At 58.4% G+C, this 19,324-nt stretch carries 22 protein-coding genes; 9 read left to right on the forward strand and 13 right to left on the reverse strand.

What is annotated here, in order from left to right:
- Positions 1 to 16: 16 nt before the first annotated feature.
- From AB3175_RS02355 to AB3175_RS02365, 3 genes are all read left to right on the forward strand, one after another.
- The gene (locus tag AB3175_RS02355) at positions 17 to 433 is read left to right on the forward strand and encodes a hypothetical protein (RefSeq protein WP_367359327.1); all 417 of its coding nucleotides are present in this window, start codon (positions 17 to 19) and stop codon (positions 431 to 433) included.
- A gap of 82 nt (positions 434 to 515) precedes the next feature.
- Positions 516 to 767 (forward strand): hypothetical protein, encoded by a 252-nt coding sequence (locus AB3175_RS02360; RefSeq protein WP_367359328.1) that lies wholly within the window; start codon positions 516 to 518, stop codon positions 765 to 767.
- Positions 768 to 933: 166 nt separating this feature from the next.
- Positions 934 to 2,433: a PAS domain-containing sensor histidine kinase gene (locus AB3175_RS02365; protein WP_367359329.1), complete on the forward strand. Its 1,500-nt coding sequence runs from the start codon at positions 934 to 936 to the stop codon at positions 2,431 to 2,433.
- Between the two features lie 7 nt (positions 2,434 to 2,440).
- Here AB3175_RS02365 and AB3175_RS02370 read toward each other — a convergent pair whose 3' ends face one another.
- The 3 genes from AB3175_RS02370 to AB3175_RS02380 form a co-directional block, all read right to left on the reverse strand.
- Complete coding sequence (locus tag AB3175_RS02370) at positions 2,441 to 3,775, reverse strand: sigma-54-dependent transcriptional regulator (RefSeq protein ID WP_367359330.1); 1,335 nt, start codon at positions 3,773 to 3,775, stop codon at positions 2,441 to 2,443.
- An 82-nt stretch (positions 3,776 to 3,857) separates the two neighbouring features.
- Positions 3,858 to 4,856 carry a type I glyceraldehyde-3-phosphate dehydrogenase gene (gap, locus tag AB3175_RS02375; RefSeq protein WP_367359331.1) on the reverse strand — a complete coding sequence of 333 codons (999 nt, stop codon included), beginning with the start codon at positions 4,854 to 4,856 and terminating at the stop codon, positions 3,858 to 3,860.
- Between the two features lie 174 nt (positions 4,857 to 5,030).
- Positions 5,031 to 5,684 (reverse strand): nitroreductase, encoded by a 654-nt coding sequence (locus AB3175_RS02380; RefSeq protein ID WP_367359332.1) that lies wholly within the window; start codon positions 5,682 to 5,684, stop codon positions 5,031 to 5,033.
- A gap of 140 nt (positions 5,685 to 5,824) precedes the next feature.
- Here AB3175_RS02380 and AB3175_RS02385 point away from each other — a divergent pair, with 140 nt between their 5' ends.
- Positions 5,825 to 6,172, forward strand: coding sequence for a hypothetical protein (locus AB3175_RS02385; RefSeq protein WP_367359333.1), 348 nt, complete (start codon positions 5,825 to 5,827; stop codon positions 6,170 to 6,172).
- Positions 6,173 to 6,295: 123 nt separating this feature from the next.
- On the forward strand, positions 6,296 to 7,357 hold the full coding sequence (locus AB3175_RS02390) for a diguanylate cyclase (RefSeq protein WP_367359334.1): 1,062 nt from the start codon (positions 6,296 to 6,298) through the stop codon (positions 7,355 to 7,357).
- Between the two features lie 26 nt (positions 7,358 to 7,383).
- Here the strand turns inward: AB3175_RS02390 and bioD are convergent, their stop codons facing one another.
- Genes bioD through bioA form a run of 8 tightly spaced genes read right to left on the reverse strand, consistent with a single transcriptional unit; the run spans position 7,384 to position 13,684 of the window.
- Positions 7,384 to 8,091 (reverse strand): dethiobiotin synthase, encoded by a 708-nt coding sequence (gene bioD, locus AB3175_RS02395; RefSeq protein ID WP_367359335.1) that lies wholly within the window; start codon positions 8,089 to 8,091, stop codon positions 7,384 to 7,386.
- Complete coding sequence (locus tag AB3175_RS02400) at positions 8,088 to 9,236, reverse strand: aminotransferase class I/II-fold pyridoxal phosphate-dependent enzyme (RefSeq protein WP_367359336.1); 1,149 nt, start codon at positions 9,234 to 9,236, stop codon at positions 8,088 to 8,090. The genes bioD and AB3175_RS02400 overlap by 4 nt, the downstream gene beginning before the upstream one ends.
- Complete coding sequence (locus tag AB3175_RS02405) at positions 9,212 to 9,667, reverse strand: hypothetical protein (protein ID WP_367359337.1); 456 nt, start codon at positions 9,665 to 9,667, stop codon at positions 9,212 to 9,214. Before AB3175_RS02405 ends, AB3175_RS02400 begins: the two co-directional genes overlap by 25 nt.
- Positions 9,657 to 10,901, reverse strand: a complete 1,245-nt coding sequence (locus AB3175_RS02410) for a beta-ketoacyl synthase (RefSeq protein WP_367359338.1) — start codon at positions 10,899 to 10,901, stop codon at positions 9,657 to 9,659. The genes AB3175_RS02405 and AB3175_RS02410 overlap by 11 nt, the downstream gene beginning before the upstream one ends.
- A 17-nt stretch (positions 10,902 to 10,918) precedes the next feature.
- Complete coding sequence (locus tag AB3175_RS02415; protein ID WP_367359339.1) at positions 10,919 to 11,551, reverse strand: nitroreductase family protein; 633 nt, start codon at positions 11,549 to 11,551, stop codon at positions 10,919 to 10,921.
- 4 nt (positions 11,552 to 11,555) lie between these two features.
- Entirely contained in the window at positions 11,556 to 11,924 is a 369-nt protein-coding gene (locus AB3175_RS02420) for an acyl carrier protein (RefSeq protein ID WP_367359340.1), read from the reverse strand.
- A 9-nt stretch (positions 11,925 to 11,933) separates the two neighbouring features.
- Complete coding sequence (locus AB3175_RS02425) at positions 11,934 to 12,308, reverse strand: hypothetical protein (RefSeq protein ID WP_367359341.1); 375 nt, start codon at positions 12,306 to 12,308, stop codon at positions 11,934 to 11,936.
- 5 nt (positions 12,309 to 12,313) lie between these two features.
- Positions 12,314 to 13,684, reverse strand: a complete 1,371-nt coding sequence (gene bioA, locus AB3175_RS02430; protein WP_367359342.1) for an adenosylmethionine--8-amino-7-oxononanoate transaminase — start codon at positions 13,682 to 13,684, stop codon at positions 12,314 to 12,316.
- A gap of 425 nt (positions 13,685 to 14,109) precedes the next feature.
- Between bioA and AB3175_RS02435 the strand changes: the two genes are divergently transcribed.
- A complete protein-coding gene (locus tag AB3175_RS02435) occupies positions 14,110 to 14,766 on the forward strand; it encodes an OmpA family protein (protein ID WP_367359343.1) in 657 nt (218 codons plus the stop codon).
- A 106-nt stretch (positions 14,767 to 14,872) separates the two neighbouring features.
- Positions 14,873 to 15,343: a hypothetical protein gene (locus tag AB3175_RS02440; protein ID WP_367359344.1), complete on the forward strand. Its 471-nt coding sequence runs from the start codon at positions 14,873 to 14,875 to the stop codon at positions 15,341 to 15,343.
- Positions 15,344 to 15,472: 129 nt separating this feature from the next.
- On the opposite strand, the gene AB3175_RS02445 is transcribed toward AB3175_RS02440, so the two are convergent.
- Positions 15,473 to 15,796, reverse strand: a complete 324-nt coding sequence (locus AB3175_RS02445) for a hypothetical protein (RefSeq protein WP_367359345.1) — start codon at positions 15,794 to 15,796, stop codon at positions 15,473 to 15,475.
- A 27-nt stretch (positions 15,797 to 15,823) separates the two neighbouring features.
- Between AB3175_RS02445 and AB3175_RS02450 the strand changes: the two genes are divergently transcribed.
- Positions 15,824 to 18,175, forward strand: a complete 2,352-nt coding sequence (locus AB3175_RS02450) for an ATP-binding protein (protein ID WP_367359346.1) — start codon at positions 15,824 to 15,826, stop codon at positions 18,173 to 18,175.
- An 88-nt stretch (positions 18,176 to 18,263) separates the two neighbouring features.
- Here the strand turns inward: AB3175_RS02450 and AB3175_RS02455 are convergent, their stop codons facing one another.
- Positions 18,264 to 18,542, reverse strand: a complete 279-nt coding sequence (locus tag AB3175_RS02455; protein ID WP_367359347.1) for a hypothetical protein — start codon at positions 18,540 to 18,542, stop codon at positions 18,264 to 18,266.
- A 160-nt stretch (positions 18,543 to 18,702) separates the two neighbouring features.
- On the opposite strand from AB3175_RS02455, the gene AB3175_RS02460 reads away from it, so the two are divergent.
- Positions 18,703 to 19,320 (forward strand): YfiR family protein, encoded by a 618-nt coding sequence (locus tag AB3175_RS02460; RefSeq protein ID WP_367359348.1) that lies wholly within the window; start codon positions 18,703 to 18,705, stop codon positions 19,318 to 19,320.
- The last annotated feature ends 4 nt before the right edge of the window (positions 19,321 to 19,324 follow it).

The following is a 19,324-nucleotide window of genomic DNA, read 5'->3' on the forward strand; positions in this document are numbered from 1 at the left end:
AGGAGACACCCCGAACATGGAGAGATTGGCTGTATGGATCATCGGCTTGGCCTTTCTTGTCAGCGCCGCGGCGTTTGCCGGTGACCAGGCAGTCCCGGGTTCTTCGGAATCCGAACACATCAAGGGGACATCCCTGAAGACCGTCAAGATGAAAACGACGGGCAGGGTCGTGGAGGTTACGGACACCCTGCTGAAAATCGAGCGCTCCGTTAAAGGAACAGTAGAAACGTTTGAATTCACGTTAGAAAAACCCATTACAAAGTTCAAGATCGGCGATAAGGTTGTCGTCCGCTACATCACCCGGGGTGATAAAAACGTCTTGAGGGAGATCACGCTGCAGCGAAGGGCAAAGCCTTTGAAAAAGATCCTGCAGCCCGGCGAAAAAGAGGAGCCGGATATTCCGCCCGCGAAGGGATCCGGCGTCGCAAAGTGAGATAATCCATGAGATTCTCATGGAAATAACGCTGTCCCCATGAGGAGGCGGCAAATAAAAAAGTGAAAAGGAGAAGGATAAAATGAAGAAGGCTATGGTATTTGCGGTTGGTCTGGTTTTCCTGTTCTGCTCATCGGCATTCGCAGCTGACAAGGCTGCCGCGCCCGTAAAGGAAGAGCCGGCGAAGGTTGAAGCGGCGAAACCCGAAGCGGCGAAGAAGGAAGTCAAGAAGGCAGCCCCCAAGAAGGCCAAGGCAAAGAAGGCCCCCAAGAAGGCCGCGAAACCTGCTGAAGAGAAGGCTGCTCCGGCTGAAGCCGTCCCCGCCGCAAAATAAGCTCTTCGAACTGAAGTTGACGCGCTCAGGAGGCACGAGGGAACATTTCCCCTCGTGCCTCTTTTTTTACATGAAACTCCGGGGGTTTTGCTGTAATAGGCATAGAGAAAAAGGGACGGGGGACGGAAAAAACCCTCCTGCGGGATATTTCGGGTAATCGAATGCCATGACCTTGAAAACGCGAATGATGATCGTCACCCTCTGCGGTCTTGCCGTCACCATGGCCTTCTGGGGATGGATGCAGCTCGGCATGCTGGAGAGGATTTTGACGGAACAGCAGTACAAAAAACTTGACGGTATTGCAGAAACGTTAAGCACCTTTTACCAGCGCTTTCCCACCCGGCGGGGTCTGTCTGCCCTGGATTCAGCCCTGGAGGAGCATATCTCGACGGATGTCCGGCTGGCCCGCATCGACATCATTTCCCGGTCCAGGGAGGACATTGATTATGTCGCCGGAGCCGGACGGGTCGCTTATGAATGGCCTGAGCATCTCATCAACGAAACGGCGGAAAAAAAGGCGAAGCGCCATTACACCCTGAAGACGGAGACAGGACCCGCCGTGGGACTGCTTTATCCCATTCCGCGGGAAAAAGGTCACGCGGCTCAAACCATGGTCGGGGTTATTCTCTTTTCGCAATCCGACAGGGAAATCCTCGCCCGCGCCCGATGGATGCTTTTTTTCAGTTCGCTGGGGCTGCTTGCCGCCATCGTCCTCCTGACGGCAACGAGCTACGGCTTTCTGATCGGCAGGCCCCTCCGCCGGATCATTGAAATCATCGACGACTTCCGCACAGGAAAACAGGCCAAGCGAATCCCAATCCACTCCCTGGATGAATGGGGGCAACTGGCGGACCACTTCAACGTCATGGCCGACGAGATAGAAAAATTCATCCGCCAGAATCAGGAATTGACAGAGGGTTTGGAGCTGCGGGTCAAAGAAGCCACCCTCAAGGTCGTCCACCTGCAGAGCCAGGTCAACCAGCTTCAGCAGTTGAAGGCCCTTGGATACCTGACGGCCACACTCGCCCATGACATGGGAACCCCCCTGCATTCCGTGGCAGGCATCACGCAGCTCCTTCTGGAACGGAAGGACTGGCCGCCGGATGTTTCCCGCAAGCTGGAGCTGATCCTGCAGCAGACGCAGAGGCTCAATTCGGTCATCCAGAACGTCCGCCGGGCGACCCGCCCGCCGGAACCGCATTTCGAATCCCTGACCATCCAGGCCATCCTGGATGATACCCTGCCGCTGATCGAGCCGATCCTCGCGAAATCCGACGTTGAACTGGACGTTCAAACCGACGGGGACATCCCGCCTCTGCACGTCGATCACTACCGGGTTCAAACGGCCCTGTTCAACCTGATCCAGAACGCCCTGGAGGCCATGCCCCACGGGGGCAGACTGGCCCTTTCAGCCCGGGTGTCCCCCGAACGCCAGGCGATTGCCCTGACCGTTTCAGACACCGGGTCGGGGATCCCTCCGGAGATGATGGAAAGGATCTACGAACCTTTCTTCAGCACCCATCCGGGCGAGGGAATCCGCGGTCTGGGACTGGCCATCGTCCAGGACATCGTCAAGGCCCACGCCGGGTCGATTGAAATTGAAAGCCTGCCCGGAGAGGGAACGACGATCACCCTGTTCTTCCCCATCGTCTCCAAGCCGCAGTGACCCGCGATCAGGGATACTTTTCCCGGACAAATCCATAGCGCTGAATTTTGGTCCGCAGCGTCTTGCGATCGATCCCCAGAAGCGCCGCCGCGCGGCTTTGATTCCACTCCGTCGTCTTCAAGGCCTGAAGGATCTGCCCACGCTCCGCCCCTTCCAGGGGCGTCAGGGCCGCTCCCGATTCCTCCTGGCTGCCCTTCTTCAATTGGATCCGCTCCGGCAGGTGTTCCGGCAGAATGACGAGGAACGGAGACAGCAGGAGCGTCTGATGAAGAACATTCCCCAGCTCCCGCACATTTCCCGGCCAGTCGTAGGCCATCAGGCATTCCATGGCCTCATCGGAAATTCTCACCGTCGGATAGCCCATCTTTTTCAGCAGGGATTCCATGAGCTGGGGGATATCCTCCTTGTGACCCCGGAGAGGGGGCATGTGGAGGCGGACGACAAACCGATAGAGCAGGTCTGCGCGAAAGCGGCCTTGGGCGGTCTCTTCATCGATATGGCGGTTGGCAGCGGCGACGACGCGGACCTGAATCCGGCGGACCCCGTGTCCGCCCAGATGGCGCACTTCCCCGTCCTGCATGAAACGGAGCAGTTTTGCCTGCAGGGCGGTGGACATTTCCGTGATCTCATCGAGAAAGATGGTTCCGCCTTCCGCGGATTCGAGAAGCCCGCGGTGGGGGGTATCCGCTCCCGTAAAGGCCCCCTTTTCATAGCCGAAGAGCTCGGACTCGAGAAGCGTATCCGGAATGGCCCCGCAATGAACCACCACGAAAGGTTTGTCCCTCCGGGAACTCAGTTGGTGGAGGGAGCGAGCCGTCAGCTCCTTGCCTGTTCCGCTCTCTCCTTCAATGAGCACACTGGCCCAGGCATCGGCAACCCGGACCAGCTGCTTGTAGAACTCCACCATCGTGGCGGAGGAACCGATGAGCCGGGGCTCCTCCTTTACCGCCGCATTTCCTGAACCGCGGTGGCGCTGCAGCTCCCGCATGCCCAGGACCTTCTTCACCATGCTGCGGATCGCTTCCGGAGAAAAGGGCTTGCTGATGTAATCCCATGCCCCCAGCTGTAGGGCCTCCATCGTGCTTTCCAGCGATCCGAAGGCCGTCATGAGAATCACGGGAAGGGCGGGCCACTTCTCGTGTATCCGGCGCAGCAGCTGCAGGCCGTCCATATCAGGCATCCGGATATCGGAGATGATCAGATCGTAGCGGGACAGATCCTCCTTCAGGGCATCCCGGGCGGATGTGCGGGTCTCCACATCGTAGCCGGTTCGCCGCAGGGCCTCCTGAAGGAATTCGCAGGCCACGGCGTCGTCATCAACAACCATCAGACGGACAGGCATCGTTTTCTATGAACCTGAAACGAAGAAAGAGGAACGGCCTGGAAGACCGTTCCTCCTGCGGTGCTCTTCATCCCCCGGGGCCTTATCTGCCGGCCACATGAACCAGGAGATCGAGAAGTTTGTTGGAATATCCCCATTCATTGTCGTACCAGGCGACGAGCTTGACAAAGGTGTCGGAAAGGGCGATCCCGGCTTTGGCGTCAAAGACGGAGGTTCGCTCTTCACCGATGAAATCGCTCGATACGACCTCATCCTCCGTGTATCCAAGAATTCCCTTGAGCTCCCCTTCGGAAGCGGCCTTCATGGCGGCCTTGATTTCCTCGTAGGTAGCCGGCTTGGCAAGACGGCAGGTCAGATCCACCACGGAAACGTCAATCGTGGGAACGCGGAACGCCATGCCGGTGAGCTTTCCTTTCAGTTCGGGGATCACCGAACCCACGGCTTTTGCCGCCCCTGTCGACGAAGGGATAATATTGAAGCCGGCGGCGCGGCCACCGCGCCAGTCCTTCATGGAAGGCCCGTCAACGGTCTTCTGGGTAGCGGTCATGGCATGCACCGTGGTCATGAGCCCTTCCAGGATTCCCCAGTTGTCGTGAACGACCTTGGCGAGGGGGGCCAGACAGTTGGTGGTGCATGAGGCGTTGGAGACGATCGGCTCGCCGTTATAGCTCTTGTGGTTGACTCCCATGACGAACATCGGCGTGTCATCCTTGGATGGCGCGGAAAGGACGACCTTTTTCGCCCCGGCGGCAAGATGTCCGCCCGCCTTCTCCTTGTCGAGGAAAAGTCCCGTCGATTCGACGACATAGTCGGCCCCGACGTCATTCCATTTCAAATTTGCGGGGTCTTTTTCAGCCGTGATGCGAATCGCCTTGCCATTGACCACCAGCTTGCCGTCCTTTACATCCACGGCTCCCTTGAACCGGCCGTGTACCGAGTCATACCGGAGCATATAGGACATGTAATCCGCATCGAGCAGATCGTTGATCCCCACAACTTCAATGTCCGGCCGCGCACAGGCGGCGCGGAAAACCAGCCGGCCGATTCGGCCGAAACCATTAATGCCAACTTTGATCGTCATGTGAATTCCTCCTTAAAAAGGGCAACTGAAATTGAAGGAACGGACATCGTTCCGAGACAGAAAACAAGTACATTGACCCGATTGCCTCTCAACCGGCAATCCGCCGCTGCCGAAAAATGCCAAATACCGCCTTTGACCGGGATGAACTGACACCGTGCCGGATCAAGAGAGATTTCAATCGATCCAGCGCACAAACGAGTCCAGGGTCTCCCGGGGCGTCTTCAAAGCGTTCAAGGGATTTTCCCAGTCCGGATACCCCAGCGCAACGGCTATCACCACGTCTTTCTCATCGGGAATATTGAGAAGATCCTTGACGTCATCCTCGTAGGCGTTGATCAACCCGATCGGGCAGGTTCCCAGCCCCTGGTCATGGGCTGCCAGCACCAGAAACCCCAGGGTGATCCCGATGTCCACCAGTCGAGCCTTGGAAAAGGCGTTGTCCAGGCAGATAATAATCCCGGCAGGCGCGCCGTAGAAATTGCAGCTCCCCTCGTTGATGAAGGTATTGAAATCAAGACCCATTTGGGCCAGACAGGGGTTCATGACTTCAAAGGACTCAACTCCCCGCCTGCTGAACGACTCGGAAAGCGGCTTGACATTTCCCGGACTGCAGGATATCTGCTTTTCATGGTACGCTTTGATCAACCGCCGACTTAACCTTGCCTTTTCCTCCCCCAGAACAACCGTGAATTCCCATGGTTGAAGGTTGATCGCAGAGGGGGCCAGGACGGCCAGGCTGAGGATTCGTTCAATCTGTTCACGGGAAACGGGATCCGGTTTGAAGGCTCGGACGCTTTTACGCTCCCTGATCACAGCAGAGAGATCCATGGATGGGGAATCCTCCTTTGAAATGATATGAACCTTCGCTACATTAGTGGGAGAGTACCCCAGCCTTGGCCGAATGTCAAGAAATGGGAAGCCGGACAAAGGAACGAACCAGACGTCACGATTTCAGGAGGTCATTAACGATGATTCGCGCCAAATTATGGTTTCGCTGTGCTGCAATGCATGACCCCGTCACACCGAAAATCGTCCAGCCGGCACTTCTCGGATGGGAGGCCAAGAAGCGCCGGGTCGATTTGACCATCGAGAGGGCCTTTAACGGGGAAGAGCTTCTTCGACGGATGAAAGGCTGGGTTACAACGGATCCCCTGGAGGTTATCGAAGCTGTTCGCCCCTATGGCCGGTTAAAAGTCCTGGACGATGAGGAACTCGTTGTGGAAATGGAAAAACCTGAACACTTCGAAGATCTTCAAAAGATCCTTGAGAAGCGGTTTGGTGGGGAAGTGAATCTGGAAACCATTCCCAAACGTTGAAAGCCTGCCATTTTGTCCGGCTCAGTCCGGGGCGGCCCCCTGCTTTTGAGAAAGCCCTGACGGATTGTAATGTTTTGATTTTTGCCTGCAGCCGGGATACATTGGAGCCAAGGATCCGAACGCATGAAGGATGAAGAGAAAACCAAGGAGCAGCTGATCAGGGAAGTGATGACCCTGCGCAGTCAGCTCACCGGGCAGCGCGAGGAACATCGGCGGGATGTCCACGACTCCGCTTTTTCCGGCCGGCAAGGCGGAACAGACGCCGATACCAAGTTCCGCATCCTCTTTGAACACTCCCCTGTGGGTATTTTTCTCTCTGATGGATGCCTTCTGACGGACTGCAACGAGGCCATGGTGAAAATGATGCGCTGCTCTTCGAAAGAGGAGCTGATCGGCCGCCATCCCTCCGCCTTTTCGCCCCCGTCACAGCCTGACGGCAGCCCCTCCCTGGACAAGGCCGACGAGCTGATGAACGAGGCCCTGAGAACGGGCTATCTGCAGCAGGAATGGATCTGCCGCCGCTTCGATGGAGAGGAATTCCCCGTGGAAATCCTCTCCTCGGTCATTGACTGGCAGGATCAGAAAATCCTCTACATGGTCTGGCGGGATATTACGGAACGCAAGCGGATCGAAGAGGCGATCCGCCACCTGGCCTACCATGATGTTCTGACGGGGCTGCCCAACCGGATGCTCTTCGCCGACCGCCTCATCCTCGCCATCGCCCAGGCAAAGCGACGCCAGGGAACGATGGCCGTCATGATGCTCGATCTGGACGGCTTTAAAACGGTGAACGACTCCTTCGGTCACCACATCGGGGATATGCTTCTGCAGAATGTGGGGGAGCGCCTGTCCCGAACCCTCCGGGAAGAGGACACCCTGGCCCGGATGGGCGGCGACGAGTTCATGATCCTGCTGCCGGTCCTCAGAGAGGCCGCAAACAGCTCCCAGATCGCTGAAAAGATCCTGGCCGCCTTCAGAAAACCCTTTTTCTGCGAAGGGAACGAGCTGTTCACCAGCGCCAGCATCGGGATCGCCATCTACCCGGGAAACGGAGAGGACATGGATTCCCTGATGAAGCATGCCGACACGGCCATGTACCAGGCAAAGGCCAGGGGACGCAACATGTACTGCCTCTATAAACCCGATCCCGATCCTCCGGTGGATCGAGCCCTGAAGCCTGCGTAAAAAGCGATGCCGGCGTGGCCCTGATCTCAGACGCTGCGCGCAAAGAGTTTTTTCAAGCCGTCAAAGCACTCGGGAGGCGGATGCCGGAAGTCTGAAATCCGGCCCACCACACCGGCGACTTCGACCCGGGAAAATCTCCTGATCGCCTCCCTGTTTTCCTCGATCATATCCAGCGGTGTTGCCGGCTCTGCGCTGTCCAGAAAAACGACGCCGAGAGGCTCGATGTTTCTCCGTTCCAGGGCGGCAATCGTCAGCAGGGTGTGGTTGATGGTCCCCAGGCCGGCCCGGGCCGCAATCAGGGGTTGAGCGCCCATTGAAGGAATCGTGTCGATCACCAGGCTCTCCCCGTCGACGGGCACGAAGATGCCTCCGGCAGCCTCCACGACCAGAGGGGAAAAGCGGCTCCTCTTCTCCTGAAGGGTCCCCGGAAGGGTCTTCCAGTCGACCCGGCGGCCTTCATCCCGCGCGGCAAAGTACGGAGCTTTGGGATTCCGGTAGCAGAACCCCACGGAACCGGCCGGATCCCGGCCCTTCAATTCTTCAATGTTGTCGTAGATGAATTTCGCGTCGGAGTCCGTGTCATAGGGATCGCGGCAGCCCGTCTGCAGCGGCTTGAAGTAGAAGGGGGAAAACCCCTCGTCATAGAAATAGCGCATCAGCAGCAGGGACAGGACCGTCTTGCCGACGCCCGTGTCCGTACCGATCACGAAGATGTCCGGAACATCCCTTTTCATATTCTTACCATAACCTCCTTTAATGACGGGATAAAGCGTTTGACATCCTCCCGGGTGTGCAGGGCCGTCATCCCAATTCTCAGGATGGCTTTCCCCAGGGGAACGGTGGGATAGCGGGCCGAAAGGACGAAGATCCCCCTTTCCCGCAGACGATTCGAAACCTCCAGCGCCTTCCCCTCTTCGCCAATCTCCAGGGCCAGGATATGGGCATCCCCCTGAACCGTAAACCCTTCCTCCCTCAGCCCGTTTTTCATTTCGAGGCTGATGTCCCTGAGACGCCTCCGGGATTCGTCCTGCCGGGCCAGCAGGGCCAGGATGTCGATGGCCGAGGCGGCATGGGCCTCGGGAAGGGTTGTGGAGTAAATGAGGGGTGAGGCGAAGTTGAAGAGGTGCTCCTTGACCACGGCCGGCACAAGGAGAAACGCGCCGAAGAGCCCCAGAGCCTTACCGAAGGTCCCCACGGCGATTTCGGCCACCGGGCGCGCCACGCCGCACCCGCCCTCCCCCAGGACCCCCAGGGCGTGGGCTTCGTCGACGATGCACACAAAGCCATAGCGGTCCTTCAGCCCGGCGAGGCCCGGAACATCGAGGAGATCGCCGTCCATGCTGAAGAGGGATTCCGTCAGGACGACGGTTTCCCTTTCCCCTGCCCTGTCCAGGCGCTTCCGCAGATGGTTCAGGGAGCTGTGATTGTAACCGGCCAGTTGAGCCGGGCTGAGGGCGAGCCCCTTGACGCTGCTGGCATGGATGTGCTTGTCAAAAAGGACGAGCGTCCCCGAATCGAACAGGGTGGAGAGCAGAGCCAGGTTGGCCTGATAGCCGCTGGGAAAAAAGAGGGCTTCCTCATAGCCGAAGTAGCGGGCGTAGGCCCTCTCCGCCTCGGCGATGAGGGAATAATTGCCGGATACCAGGCGGGAGGAGGAGGAAGACGAGCCGTATTTCTCGAAATTGCGCCCGACCTGTTTCCGCAGGACCTCCGATACACCCAGCCCCAAATAGTCGTTGGAGGCGAAGTTCAGGACCCTGCCTTCGGCCAGGATCAGGGAGGCGCCCTCCCGGCGGATGATTTCCGGCGGCCGACGGTAGAGACCGGCCTGCCGATGCAGCCTTAACCGGGTTTTCAGCCGTTCAATAAAGTTATCCATTTTTTCTCGTAATAGCTCCGGAGGATCTCTTCCCGGAAGTCCGAATTGTAGGTAACCGCAGAAAACACGAATTCCCCTTCAAGGAACCTGATGCCCCCTATTTCAGCGGACATTCCGTAGGAAAAAACAGAGGCGCTCCGGCTGCGCAGGCAACCGGCAAGATGGCAGCGGCCCGTCAGTGTCTCCTCGGCGGGCAGACGGCAGTCCCTGACCATGAGCAGAACGGCCTGCCTTTCAAAACGGCACAGAAATCGGGCATGGTAGGCACCCGCCTGGGCCAGGGCCTCCAAGCCCAGATAAGACGGGGCGTCCAGCAAGTCGGCGTATGCAGATATCCCCTCCCCGGAATATTCCGAAATGCGGGAAAGCAGCGAAAAGCCGCTTTGACCGGTGTTCACGTCGATTTTCAGCAGGGGGGAATCAGGTTTCATTCCGCCGCGTTCCTTCTTCGGGAAGATATCGCTTCACCATCAGCACCGCATTCTGTCCTCCGAAGCCGAAGTTCTGGATGGCCCAGAGGGATGTGGGACAGGCTGCGCCTTTTCGCACGAAGGGCAGGGCCGGAGAACAGGGATCGTGGAGGTTCCGGATTTCCGGGAGGTAGCTGTTCCGCATGCAGATCAGGCTCAGCGCCGTTTCCATGGCCCCGCAGGCCGTCGACAGATGCCCGATCCAGGACTTGAAGGCCAGGATCCGGGGAAAGGCCCCGGCATAAACCCGCTCGAGCAAGGCGGCCTCCATCCGGTCGTTGAGGAGGGTCGCCGTTCCGTGTGTGGAAACCGCTTCCACGTCTGCCGGCACAAGCCCTCCATCCGCCAGGGCCTTTTCCAGGGCCTTTTGCCCGCCTCTTCCTTCAGGGTCCGGCGCCGTCACATTGTATCCGTCCAGAGAGGCGCCGAAGCCGCAGACCTCCCCCAGAATGTCCGCCCCCCGGCTCCGGGCATGCTCCAGCTCTTCCAGCAGCAGGCAGGCCCCGCCCTCGCCGGGAACGAAACCCCGCCTTCCGTTGTCGAAAGGCCGGCTCGCTTCACCGGGATTTCCTCCCCCTTCGTAAAGAGCCCGCGCTTTCCGGTAGGCCAGGACCGCCCCATGTGTCAGGCGCGAATCACCGCCCCCGGCGAGGGCAAGATCCAGGTAGCCGTCACGGATTTTGTGGAAGGCCTCCCCGATCGCCTGAAGAGAGGAGGAGCAGGCGGAGGTGACGGTGAAATTGTCTCCCTGGAGTCCGGCCAGGATGGAAATGACGGACGCCGCGGTATTGGGAAGAAAGCGGAGAATCCAGAGGGCCATCAGCGCATCGTGACGGATCTCCCCCTGGCGGATCTCAGGAATTTCCCCCCCCACATCCATATTGGGGCCGGCGCCGAGAAAGAGCCCCGTTTCCGCCATCTCCTCACTGCGCAGGGACGCCCCGCGCAGAGCCGACATCGCCGCAGCGACCGCGAACTGGGCCCCACGGTTGAGATAGCGGCGCTCCTTGAAGGAGCCGGTAAAGGACCCCAGTTCGAAATCCCGGACGGGAGAGGTAATCACCCGGGAATCGAAGGGGGACGCGGCAAAGGTGATACGGCCGGTGCGAAGCGAGTCCAGAATCTGCCCGGCAGAATTTCCCAGGGAGGAAATGGCTCCCAGGCCGGTTATGGCAACCCGTCGAACCGAAGACATCGGACGTGCAACCCCTTTCACAGCTCCCGATAGATATCGGAAAGGTCTTTTTTCTTGAGAAGAGCGGGCGTTTCGTCGGGAAAGCCCAGGGTCAGGAAACATTTAAGGGTAACGGGGGAAATGCCCAGGATCTCTTCGGGAGAATCGAGGTAGAACAGCGGCGCCGTCAGGATGCAGGACCCCAGCCCCAGTTCCACCCCCTTGAGCATCCATTCCATGACGGCCAATCCCACGCTGAGGTCGTCATCCGAAGACGTCCGCGAATCCCCGGCCAGAATTCCCGAGGAATAAAGCTTCCCGGCAACGCTCCGGCGCGCGGGAGCGGTTCCCACGGCAAACAGCACGGGGGCATCGAACATGAACTGAAGAAACCGGAAATAATTTGCGAGGACATTTTTAAGAATTTCCGACGCCCCTCGCTCCTCCGCCGTTGCCAGACGGGATCTGCAGCCCGCCTCCATGGCGGATCTCAACGTTTCACGAACCTCGGGACGGACGATCCGGAAGAAACGGACCGGCTGCCGGTTGGCTGGGGAAGGGGCCTGGAGGGCGCAGGCCACCATCGCTTTGATCAGTTCCTGCGGCGGGATTTCCTTCCGGTATTTCCGGACACTCCGGCGGCTGCAGATCAGGGAGTCCAGGGCCGTCATGGAGCTACGATGCCTTTGAAAGCCGCCAGGAGACGTAGTCCACCAGATCCTGGACCCTGGGATCGGCCTCTCCTTCGGCAAGGATCTCGCCGATCCGTTCGCCGGAGAGGAAGGGAATCCGGGCGGAGAGAAAGGAAGAGACCTCCCGGCTCTCCTGCTCGGCCTCTTCGATCAAGAGGGGAATCCGCTGCAGAAAGATATCGTCCTCATCCACTTCAATCCCGAACCGGGAGCTGAAGGAGAGGGCCAGTTCCAGCATGTCGATGGATTCGATGTCCAGGTCCCTGCGGAGGCGGGATTCCCCGGTGATTTCCTTGTCTTCGAGATCAAGGGTTTCAACAAGAATCGCTTGAATTTCGGTCAATAGGTCCATAAAAGATCCTTATTCGGCGCCTTGGCAGAGAATCGTCCCCGTCACCAGCGGTCGGCGGGTTTCAGCCCCCGGCCGCCACAGTCGGCACATCAGGCGATGGCCCGCCGCCTCCATGCGGAAGGGGTATGCTCCGGGCGTAAGAAAGGCGCGAAACTTGAAATCCTGAATCCTGCCGGGCGTTCTCTCCGGAACGGCCGTCCGTCCGGCCTTCAGGAAGGCGGAAATAACCACGCTGCCCGGCACGACGGGGCAGCCGGGAAAATGATCGGCGTAAATCGAATCGGCAGGATCGAAATAGAAGACCCCGCTGAGGACAGAGTCTCTGTGCGGCGCATCCGGCCGTTCAGGCCGCTCCCCTGCCTTCCGGTTCTCCGGATCGGGCATCTTCCCTAATCCCCGACCACGGCCCGGATGGAATCAAGGGTGATCTCACAGAGCCGGTCGATTTCCTCGTTTGTAATGCACAGAGGCGGCATGAGGACGATGACATCCCCCAGCGGACGGATGATCAGCCCCCGCTTCCGCGCCTCCAGAATGACGCGGTGCCCGATGCGCGCACCGGGGGGATAGAGTTCCTTCGTCTTTTTGTCGGCCACCAGTTCGATCCCGACCATGAAGCCCCGCTGGCGGATTTCCCCCACGTGACCCAGCTTGGCGATGGGCTGGAGCCCCTGAGAAAACCGTTTGATCTTTCCTGCAAGACCCTCCACGACCCGCTCTTCGGTAAAGATGTTCAGGCTGGCCACGGCGGCTGCGCAGGCCAGGGGATTTCCCGTGTAGGTATGCCCGTGAAAGAAGGTCTTGAATTCGTCGAAGCGCCCCAGGAACCCGCTGTAGATTTCCTCCGTCGCCACGGTGGCCGCCAGGGGCAGATAGCCTCCGGAGAGTCCTTTACCCACGGCCATGATGTCCGGCGTCACCCCTTCCTGCTGGCAGGCGAACATCGTTCCCGTCTTCCCGAAGCCGACCGCCACTTCATCGGCGATCATCAGCACCCCGTACTGCGTGCAGAGATCCCGAACCCGCCTGAGATAGCCGGGAGGCTGCACCAGAATGCCCCCCGCCCCCTGCACGAGGGGTTCGATGATCAGGGCCGCCAGTTCGGAAGCATGCGTCGCCAGCAGGTTTTCCAACTGCTTGAGGCAGTCGAATTGGCAGGAAGGCTGAGAGGCCCCGAAGGGGCACCGGTAGCAGTACGGCGATTCGGCCTTGACCGTGGGGAAAAGGAGTTCGTGGTAAACGGCATGAAACAGGTCGATCCCGCCGACGCTGACCGCCCCCAGGGTGTCGCCGTGGTAGGCGTTGGTGAAGGAGATAAATCGTGTCTTGTCGGGATTTCCGCCGGCGGCCTGCTTCTGATATTGGAAGGCCATCTTCAGGGCGATCTCCACGGCGGTGGACCCGCTTTCGGAGTAAAAGACGCGGGTCAGTCCCTTGGGAACGACCTCCAGCAGCTTTTTCGCGCACTCGATGGCCGGCTCATGGACCAGGCCGAGGAGGGTCGAATGGGAAAGCCGATCCACCTGTTCCTTGACGGCCCGGTCAATCTGCTCCTTGCGATGGCCGTGAACATTGGTCCAGAGCGACGACACTCCGTCGATGTAATCCCGGCCGTCCACATCCCGGAGGAGCGTCCCCTTGCCTTCGGCGATGACCAGCACGTCCTCCGGGGAAAACTCCCGCATCTGCGTGAAGGGAAACCAGATGGATCTCAGCCCGTCGTCGATCAGCTGCCGCTTCTTTTCTTCCTGTCCGTTCATTCCTCTCCTCTCCTCGTTCTCTCCGGAATTCCGGGATTCTAAACCTGCCCGACACGGCCCTGCCCCTCGCTGTTCCCGAGGCGGAGCGGGACGGCAGTTTCTATAGTTGACGGGCTCCTGTTTGTCAACCCTGTTTTTCAACCCGGTTGACAATGAAAGATCAAAAACCGGCAGGAGAGGAACAGGCCGGACGGAATGGACAGAACGAATAGTAGTTCTCAACCTTATTGACTCCGGAAGCGGTACTGATTATAATTGCCCTGTTGAAAATTTCGAAATCATCCGGGGGCCCGCCTTCGCCCAGGCATGGCCCCCGGGGATTTTGAAGAGATGGATGCGGCATGATCTCTGGTGCGGCGGGATGGATAACCCTGTTATTGATCTTCGAAACGTAACACATATATTCTTTTCAAGGAGGAAAAAAAATGAAGAAAAAGGGTATGGCTGTTTTGCTCTGCATGCTGCTTCTGGGCGGTTGCGCGACGATGGAAAGCCAGACGAAAACCACCAAAGGAGCCGTCTATGGAACGGCCGGCGGCGCTGCAGCCGGAGCAGTCCTCGGACAGGTCATCGGCCGTGATACCAAGGGCACCCTGATCGGCACGGCCATCGGTGCGGCCGTCGGCGGGCTGGGAGGCGCTGCGGTGGGAAAGATGATGGACAACCAGGAAAGGGATATGCGCAGCGCGCTGGGTACTTCCGAAGCGGCCGCTGTTTCCCGGGAAGGAAACCTCCTGGCGGTGACATTCAAGGGCGACGTCACCTTCGACACCAATTCGGCGGCAGTCCGGCCGGGGCTCTACTCTGAAATAGACCGGGTCGCAGGCGTGCTGACTCAGTACCCGAATACCCTCATCCGGGTGGAAGGCCACACGGACAGTGTCGGTTCCGAAAGCTACAATCAGGATCTTTCGAACCGGCGAGCCATGGCCGTGAAGAATCTTCTTGTTCAGCGCGGCGTGGCGAACAACCGAATCGAGGTGATCGGTTTTGGGGAAACGATGCCCGTAGCGACCAATGAAACGGAGGCGGGGCGCCAGAAGAACAGGCGGGTGGAGATCAAGATCGCACCCCAGACATAACCCCGGATCACGTTACATCCCGGTGCTGTCCGGAAAGCTGAAGAGGGGAAACGCCAAGCTCGTCAAGGAATCGGATGGCTTGGCGTTTTCTTTTTAAGGATCGGAAATGAAACTGGATATGGAGCTTTTCACCGCCATCGGTGTTCTCGTGGCCGCGCTGGCGATCATCCTCCTCTGGCGGACAGCCGATGGCCGTTACGGGAAAATTCAGCCAAGCAGAGACGCGACGGAAGCCTACGAGCGTTTCCGGCTGGAGGACCATCTGGCCTATTACGTCAGCGGTTCGGACGTGTATCCCACCGCCATAATCGGTATAGACAAAACCTGGACCCTGAATTCCGATTTGTGGAGACCCAGGGACCTCTCCGGCGGGAAGATGAAAGAATTGGTCCAGAATATGCGAGAGAAGTCGGCCATCCGCCAATCCCCCCTCTTTGGTTTCGACCTTTTCGATCACCGGGGGGAAAAAATCGGCAGTTGTTATTCAACGCTGGACTCCGTTACAACCATCAAGATCACCGGGGAAAGGACCGTCGTCGTCCATACCCCTCCCGTCGATACAGACAGAAATCCCTGAAAAACGCCACAGCCCCTCCCCCGCAAGGCCGGCAGAACTCCAGACGCTCCCCGTGGAGGCAGGCCGCAGAAAAATTCCAGCGGAATGACCCTGATCTGCAACTGCGCATTGCCTTATATCTTAATTTCCTTAAGGAATATCCCTTAGGTCAAAAGAGCATTTTTTCGCCATTCCCTGTTTGATTTTTCGCATAAAGGCTGATAAAGGCAGACTGAAAACCGTGGACGGGAACCGCCGGCAGACATCCCCAACAGCCTGCGAACAGGCAGCGGCGGCGGGAATTCCCGCCTGTGAAAAACGTTTGAAACCTGAAGCGCTCGTGCGAATCAATCTGAACCCGGGGTATCCATGCGGAGTTTTCAAAACAGTTCCATCAGTCAAAAGTTGACCAGGATCATTCTGTTCACCTGCCTTGTCACCTTTTCCCTCTCCTCCTTTTTTATCATCGTCCATCAGGTTGTCAGCTATCGGAAAATCCTGGTGGAAAAGATCGACATCCTGGCAAACGTGACCGGACAGAGCATCACCGCACCGCTTCTCGCCGGTGACCCGAAAGCAGCCGGCAGGATCATGAAGATTCTGAAAGGGGACCCGCATATCCTGTCCGCCTGCGTTTACCGCCAGGACGGGAGCCGGTTTGCCGCCTACCAGCGGCCTGATCTACCCCTCACCACCGGCGGCGAATACCGCTGGCCCTTGTGCCCTGCGTCGCTCACCCCGCAGCAGATGGGAAACCATGAGATTTTCCGCGGTCATGGGATCGAAGTGACCCGGACCCTGACATCGGGAAAAGATTCCGTGGGGACTCTCCGCATCGTTTCGGACCTGAAGGGGGCCTATTCCCAGCTTTACGTGTATATCGCCGTCGCCATCCTGATCCTGGCCCTGACCTCCCTGATGGCCTATTTCTTCTCCAGAAAACTCCAGGAGTTCATCTCGAAGCCGCTCCTCCAGCTTGCCGACTCCATGCAGAGGGTCACCGATCGGAAAGATTTTACGGTCCGGATTGACGGGCAGCGGAACGACGAACTGGGGGTCCTCATGAAGGGCTTCAACAGGATGCTTTCGGAGATCAGCCTCCGTGATGAACAGAGGCGAAGAGACAGGGAGGAACTGGAGCTCCGTGTACAGGAGAGAACGGTGGATCTCGTCAAGGCCAACAGGAAGCTTGCCCAGGCGGAACTGATCGCCCGCGAGAACGAGCAGTGGCAGAGAATCCTTCTTCAGTCGGTCATGACGGGAATCTTCATCGTCGATGCCGCCACCCGCAAAGTCCTCTATGCAAACGAAATCACCTGCAGGCTCTCCGGAAGAAAAGAGGAAGAGCTTGTCGGAGCGATGTGCCACGGAACCATCTGCCCGGCCGAGGCCGGTCGCTGCCCGTTTTTGAATCTGGGGGAAACGACCGACCACTCGGAGCGGATGCTTCTTACAGCCACCGGGGATTCTATCCCCATCATCAAAAACGTCGTCCGGATCGATTACCGGGGAAGGGATTTCCTGCTCGAGAGCTTTATCGACATTACGGACATGAAACGGGCGGAGCAGGAGCTGCTTCAGGCCAAAAACATGGCGGAAGCGGCGAGTCTTGCAAAATCCAAGTTTCTGGCGAACATGAGCCACGAGATCCGCACTCCCATGAACGGCATCATCGGCTTCCTGGAACTTCTCCAGAGAGAAGAGAGCCTCACGCTGCAGCAGCGCCGATACGTCGACACGGCGCTTTCCTCGGGGGAGACCCTGCTTTCGATCATCAACAATGTCCTTGATTTATCCAAGATCGAGGCCGGAAAAATGGAACTCTCGAATACGGAGCTCGACGCCGTTTCCCTCGTGCGGGAGGTAGTCGAATTTTTCAGAGAGCCGGCGTACAGAAAGGGGCTGGAACTGGTTACTTCCGTGGAAAAGGGGTTTTCCTCGGCGCTTCGGGGAGACCCTGTCCGCCTGAGGCAGGTGCTCGTCAATCTCGTGGGAAATGCGGTCAAGTTCACGAGGCGGGGGAAAATTTTTATCTCCGTGTCCATGGAGCGGGAGGACGAAGACGCGGTTTTTGTGAGGTACGAGGTCATGGACACGGGCATCGGGATTACCGCGGAGGCCCAGTCGAGAATTTTCAAAGCCTTCTCCCAGGAGGACGACTCCACGACCCGCCAGTTTGGGGGAACAGGCCTGGGGCTCGCGATTGCCAGCCAGCTCGTCTCCATGATGGGTGGGACCATCGAGGTTGAAAGTGCGCCGGGGAGGGGGTCCACCTTCCGCTTCACTGCGCGCCTCGAAAAACCGAGCGCCATTCCGGCCGTCCCCGGAACCCGGTTCTTGCCGGAATCCCTTCCAGATCGCGTCTCCCCCGGCGGAAAAGGCGACACGGGAATCTTCTCGGCTTTCCGCATCCTTCTGGCTGAAGACAACCCGGTCAACCAGGCGGTCGCCACGGCCATGCTGAACTACTTCGGCTGTCACATCGACGTGGTGGAGGACGGTCTTGGAGCCGTTGATGCCTGGGCCTCCAGGCATTACGACCTCATCTTGATGGACTGCCAGATGCCGCGGATGGACGGCTATGAAGCGACCCGGGAAATCCGGAAACGGGAGAGGCTTGGTGAAGGAAAATCCAGGTACCGCCGGGTCCCCATTGTCGCGCTCACGGCCCATGCCCTGGAAGGCGACCGCCGGGCCTGCATGGACGCGGGAATGGACGATTATCTCAGCAAACCTTACAAAGCCGATCAGCTCCATTCCATCCTCTTTCGCTGGCTCATTTCCCCGTCGGAGGGGAATTTGGGCGGCGGGTTTGAAAAGACCGCCCTGCCGGTCGGCATGAAGAGACTCTAAGGGCCCCTTCTTCCACCCATAAACAGGAGAGGCCCATCCCGACACTCCTCCAGCCGCCGGCAGACTTCCCGGTGCACCCCTGCTCCATTCAAGACCCCCTGCCTGCCGCCGATGGGTGATCGGCCGCCCGCGCGGCCTCAGCCATCCGCCGGCCCTCATCGTTAAACGGGCGCGATAATAATCCGCATCCGGAAACGTCAAGGGCGCGCAGAATCCAACCTGCGGCATTATCGCGGCTTTGTGAACATCTTATCCCCGATTTTTCCGAAGGAGACATTTCAAAAAGATCCACGTCAGGCACACCAATTGCTGCATCTTGTAATTCAAATGCGATAAATACAATAAATTCGTGCGGAAAGAAGAACATCCGGAACAGCGTTCCTTTTCGGGAAAAATGTTCCGGAGGCTCATAAGCGGGGGAATATGCGCTCTGTCATTTCTATCAGGATTTCACGATTTCCCGTACCCGAAGACTAGATAACGTACCGCCGCGCCCCGGCAAGGCGCACAAGGAGCCCGTCAAGAAATTGGACACGAAGGAGACAGCTGCTCTGGAAATCCTCATCCGCTCTTTTTTTTCCCTGGATACTTCCAGGACAAGAAAGATCTTCAGAATTCTGCTCCTTTTTTTTCTAATTTTTACGCTCTCCGGATGGAATTCCCATCAGGCGGAAGCAGCGGAGCCGGACCCTTCCCAGGTCAAGGCGGCCTTTGTTTACAATTTCATCAAGTTTGTCTTCTGGCCCCGGGAAAGTATGCCGCCTGACGCCCCGGACATAACGCTCTGCGTGCTGGGAAACGATCCGCTGGGAAACGCTCTTGAATCCCTCTCCGGGAAGGCGGCCTCCGGAAAGGCGCTTTCCGTGAAGAGGATTGCATCCAGGGATGAGGCGTCCATCTGCCAGGTTCTCTATATCTGCAGATCGGAATCGAGGCAGGTGAAAGAAATCCTGAAAGACCTGCCAAGGGGCGTGCTGACCATCGGGGACATGAAAAATTTTGCCGCGTTTGGAGGCATGATCAACTTTGTGATCAAGGACAGAAAGGTCTCCTTCGAGATCAATCCGGATGCAGCGGCAACGGGAGAAATGCAGATCAGCTCGAAACTCCTGAGGCTGGCGAAACTTGTGAGAAACAGCCGATAGGGAA

This window comes from Syntrophus sp. (in: bacteria), from assembly GCF_040768185.1.
GTDB classification, from domain to species: domain Bacteria; phylum Desulfobacterota; class Syntrophia; order Syntrophales; family Syntrophaceae; genus Syntrophus; species Syntrophus buswellii.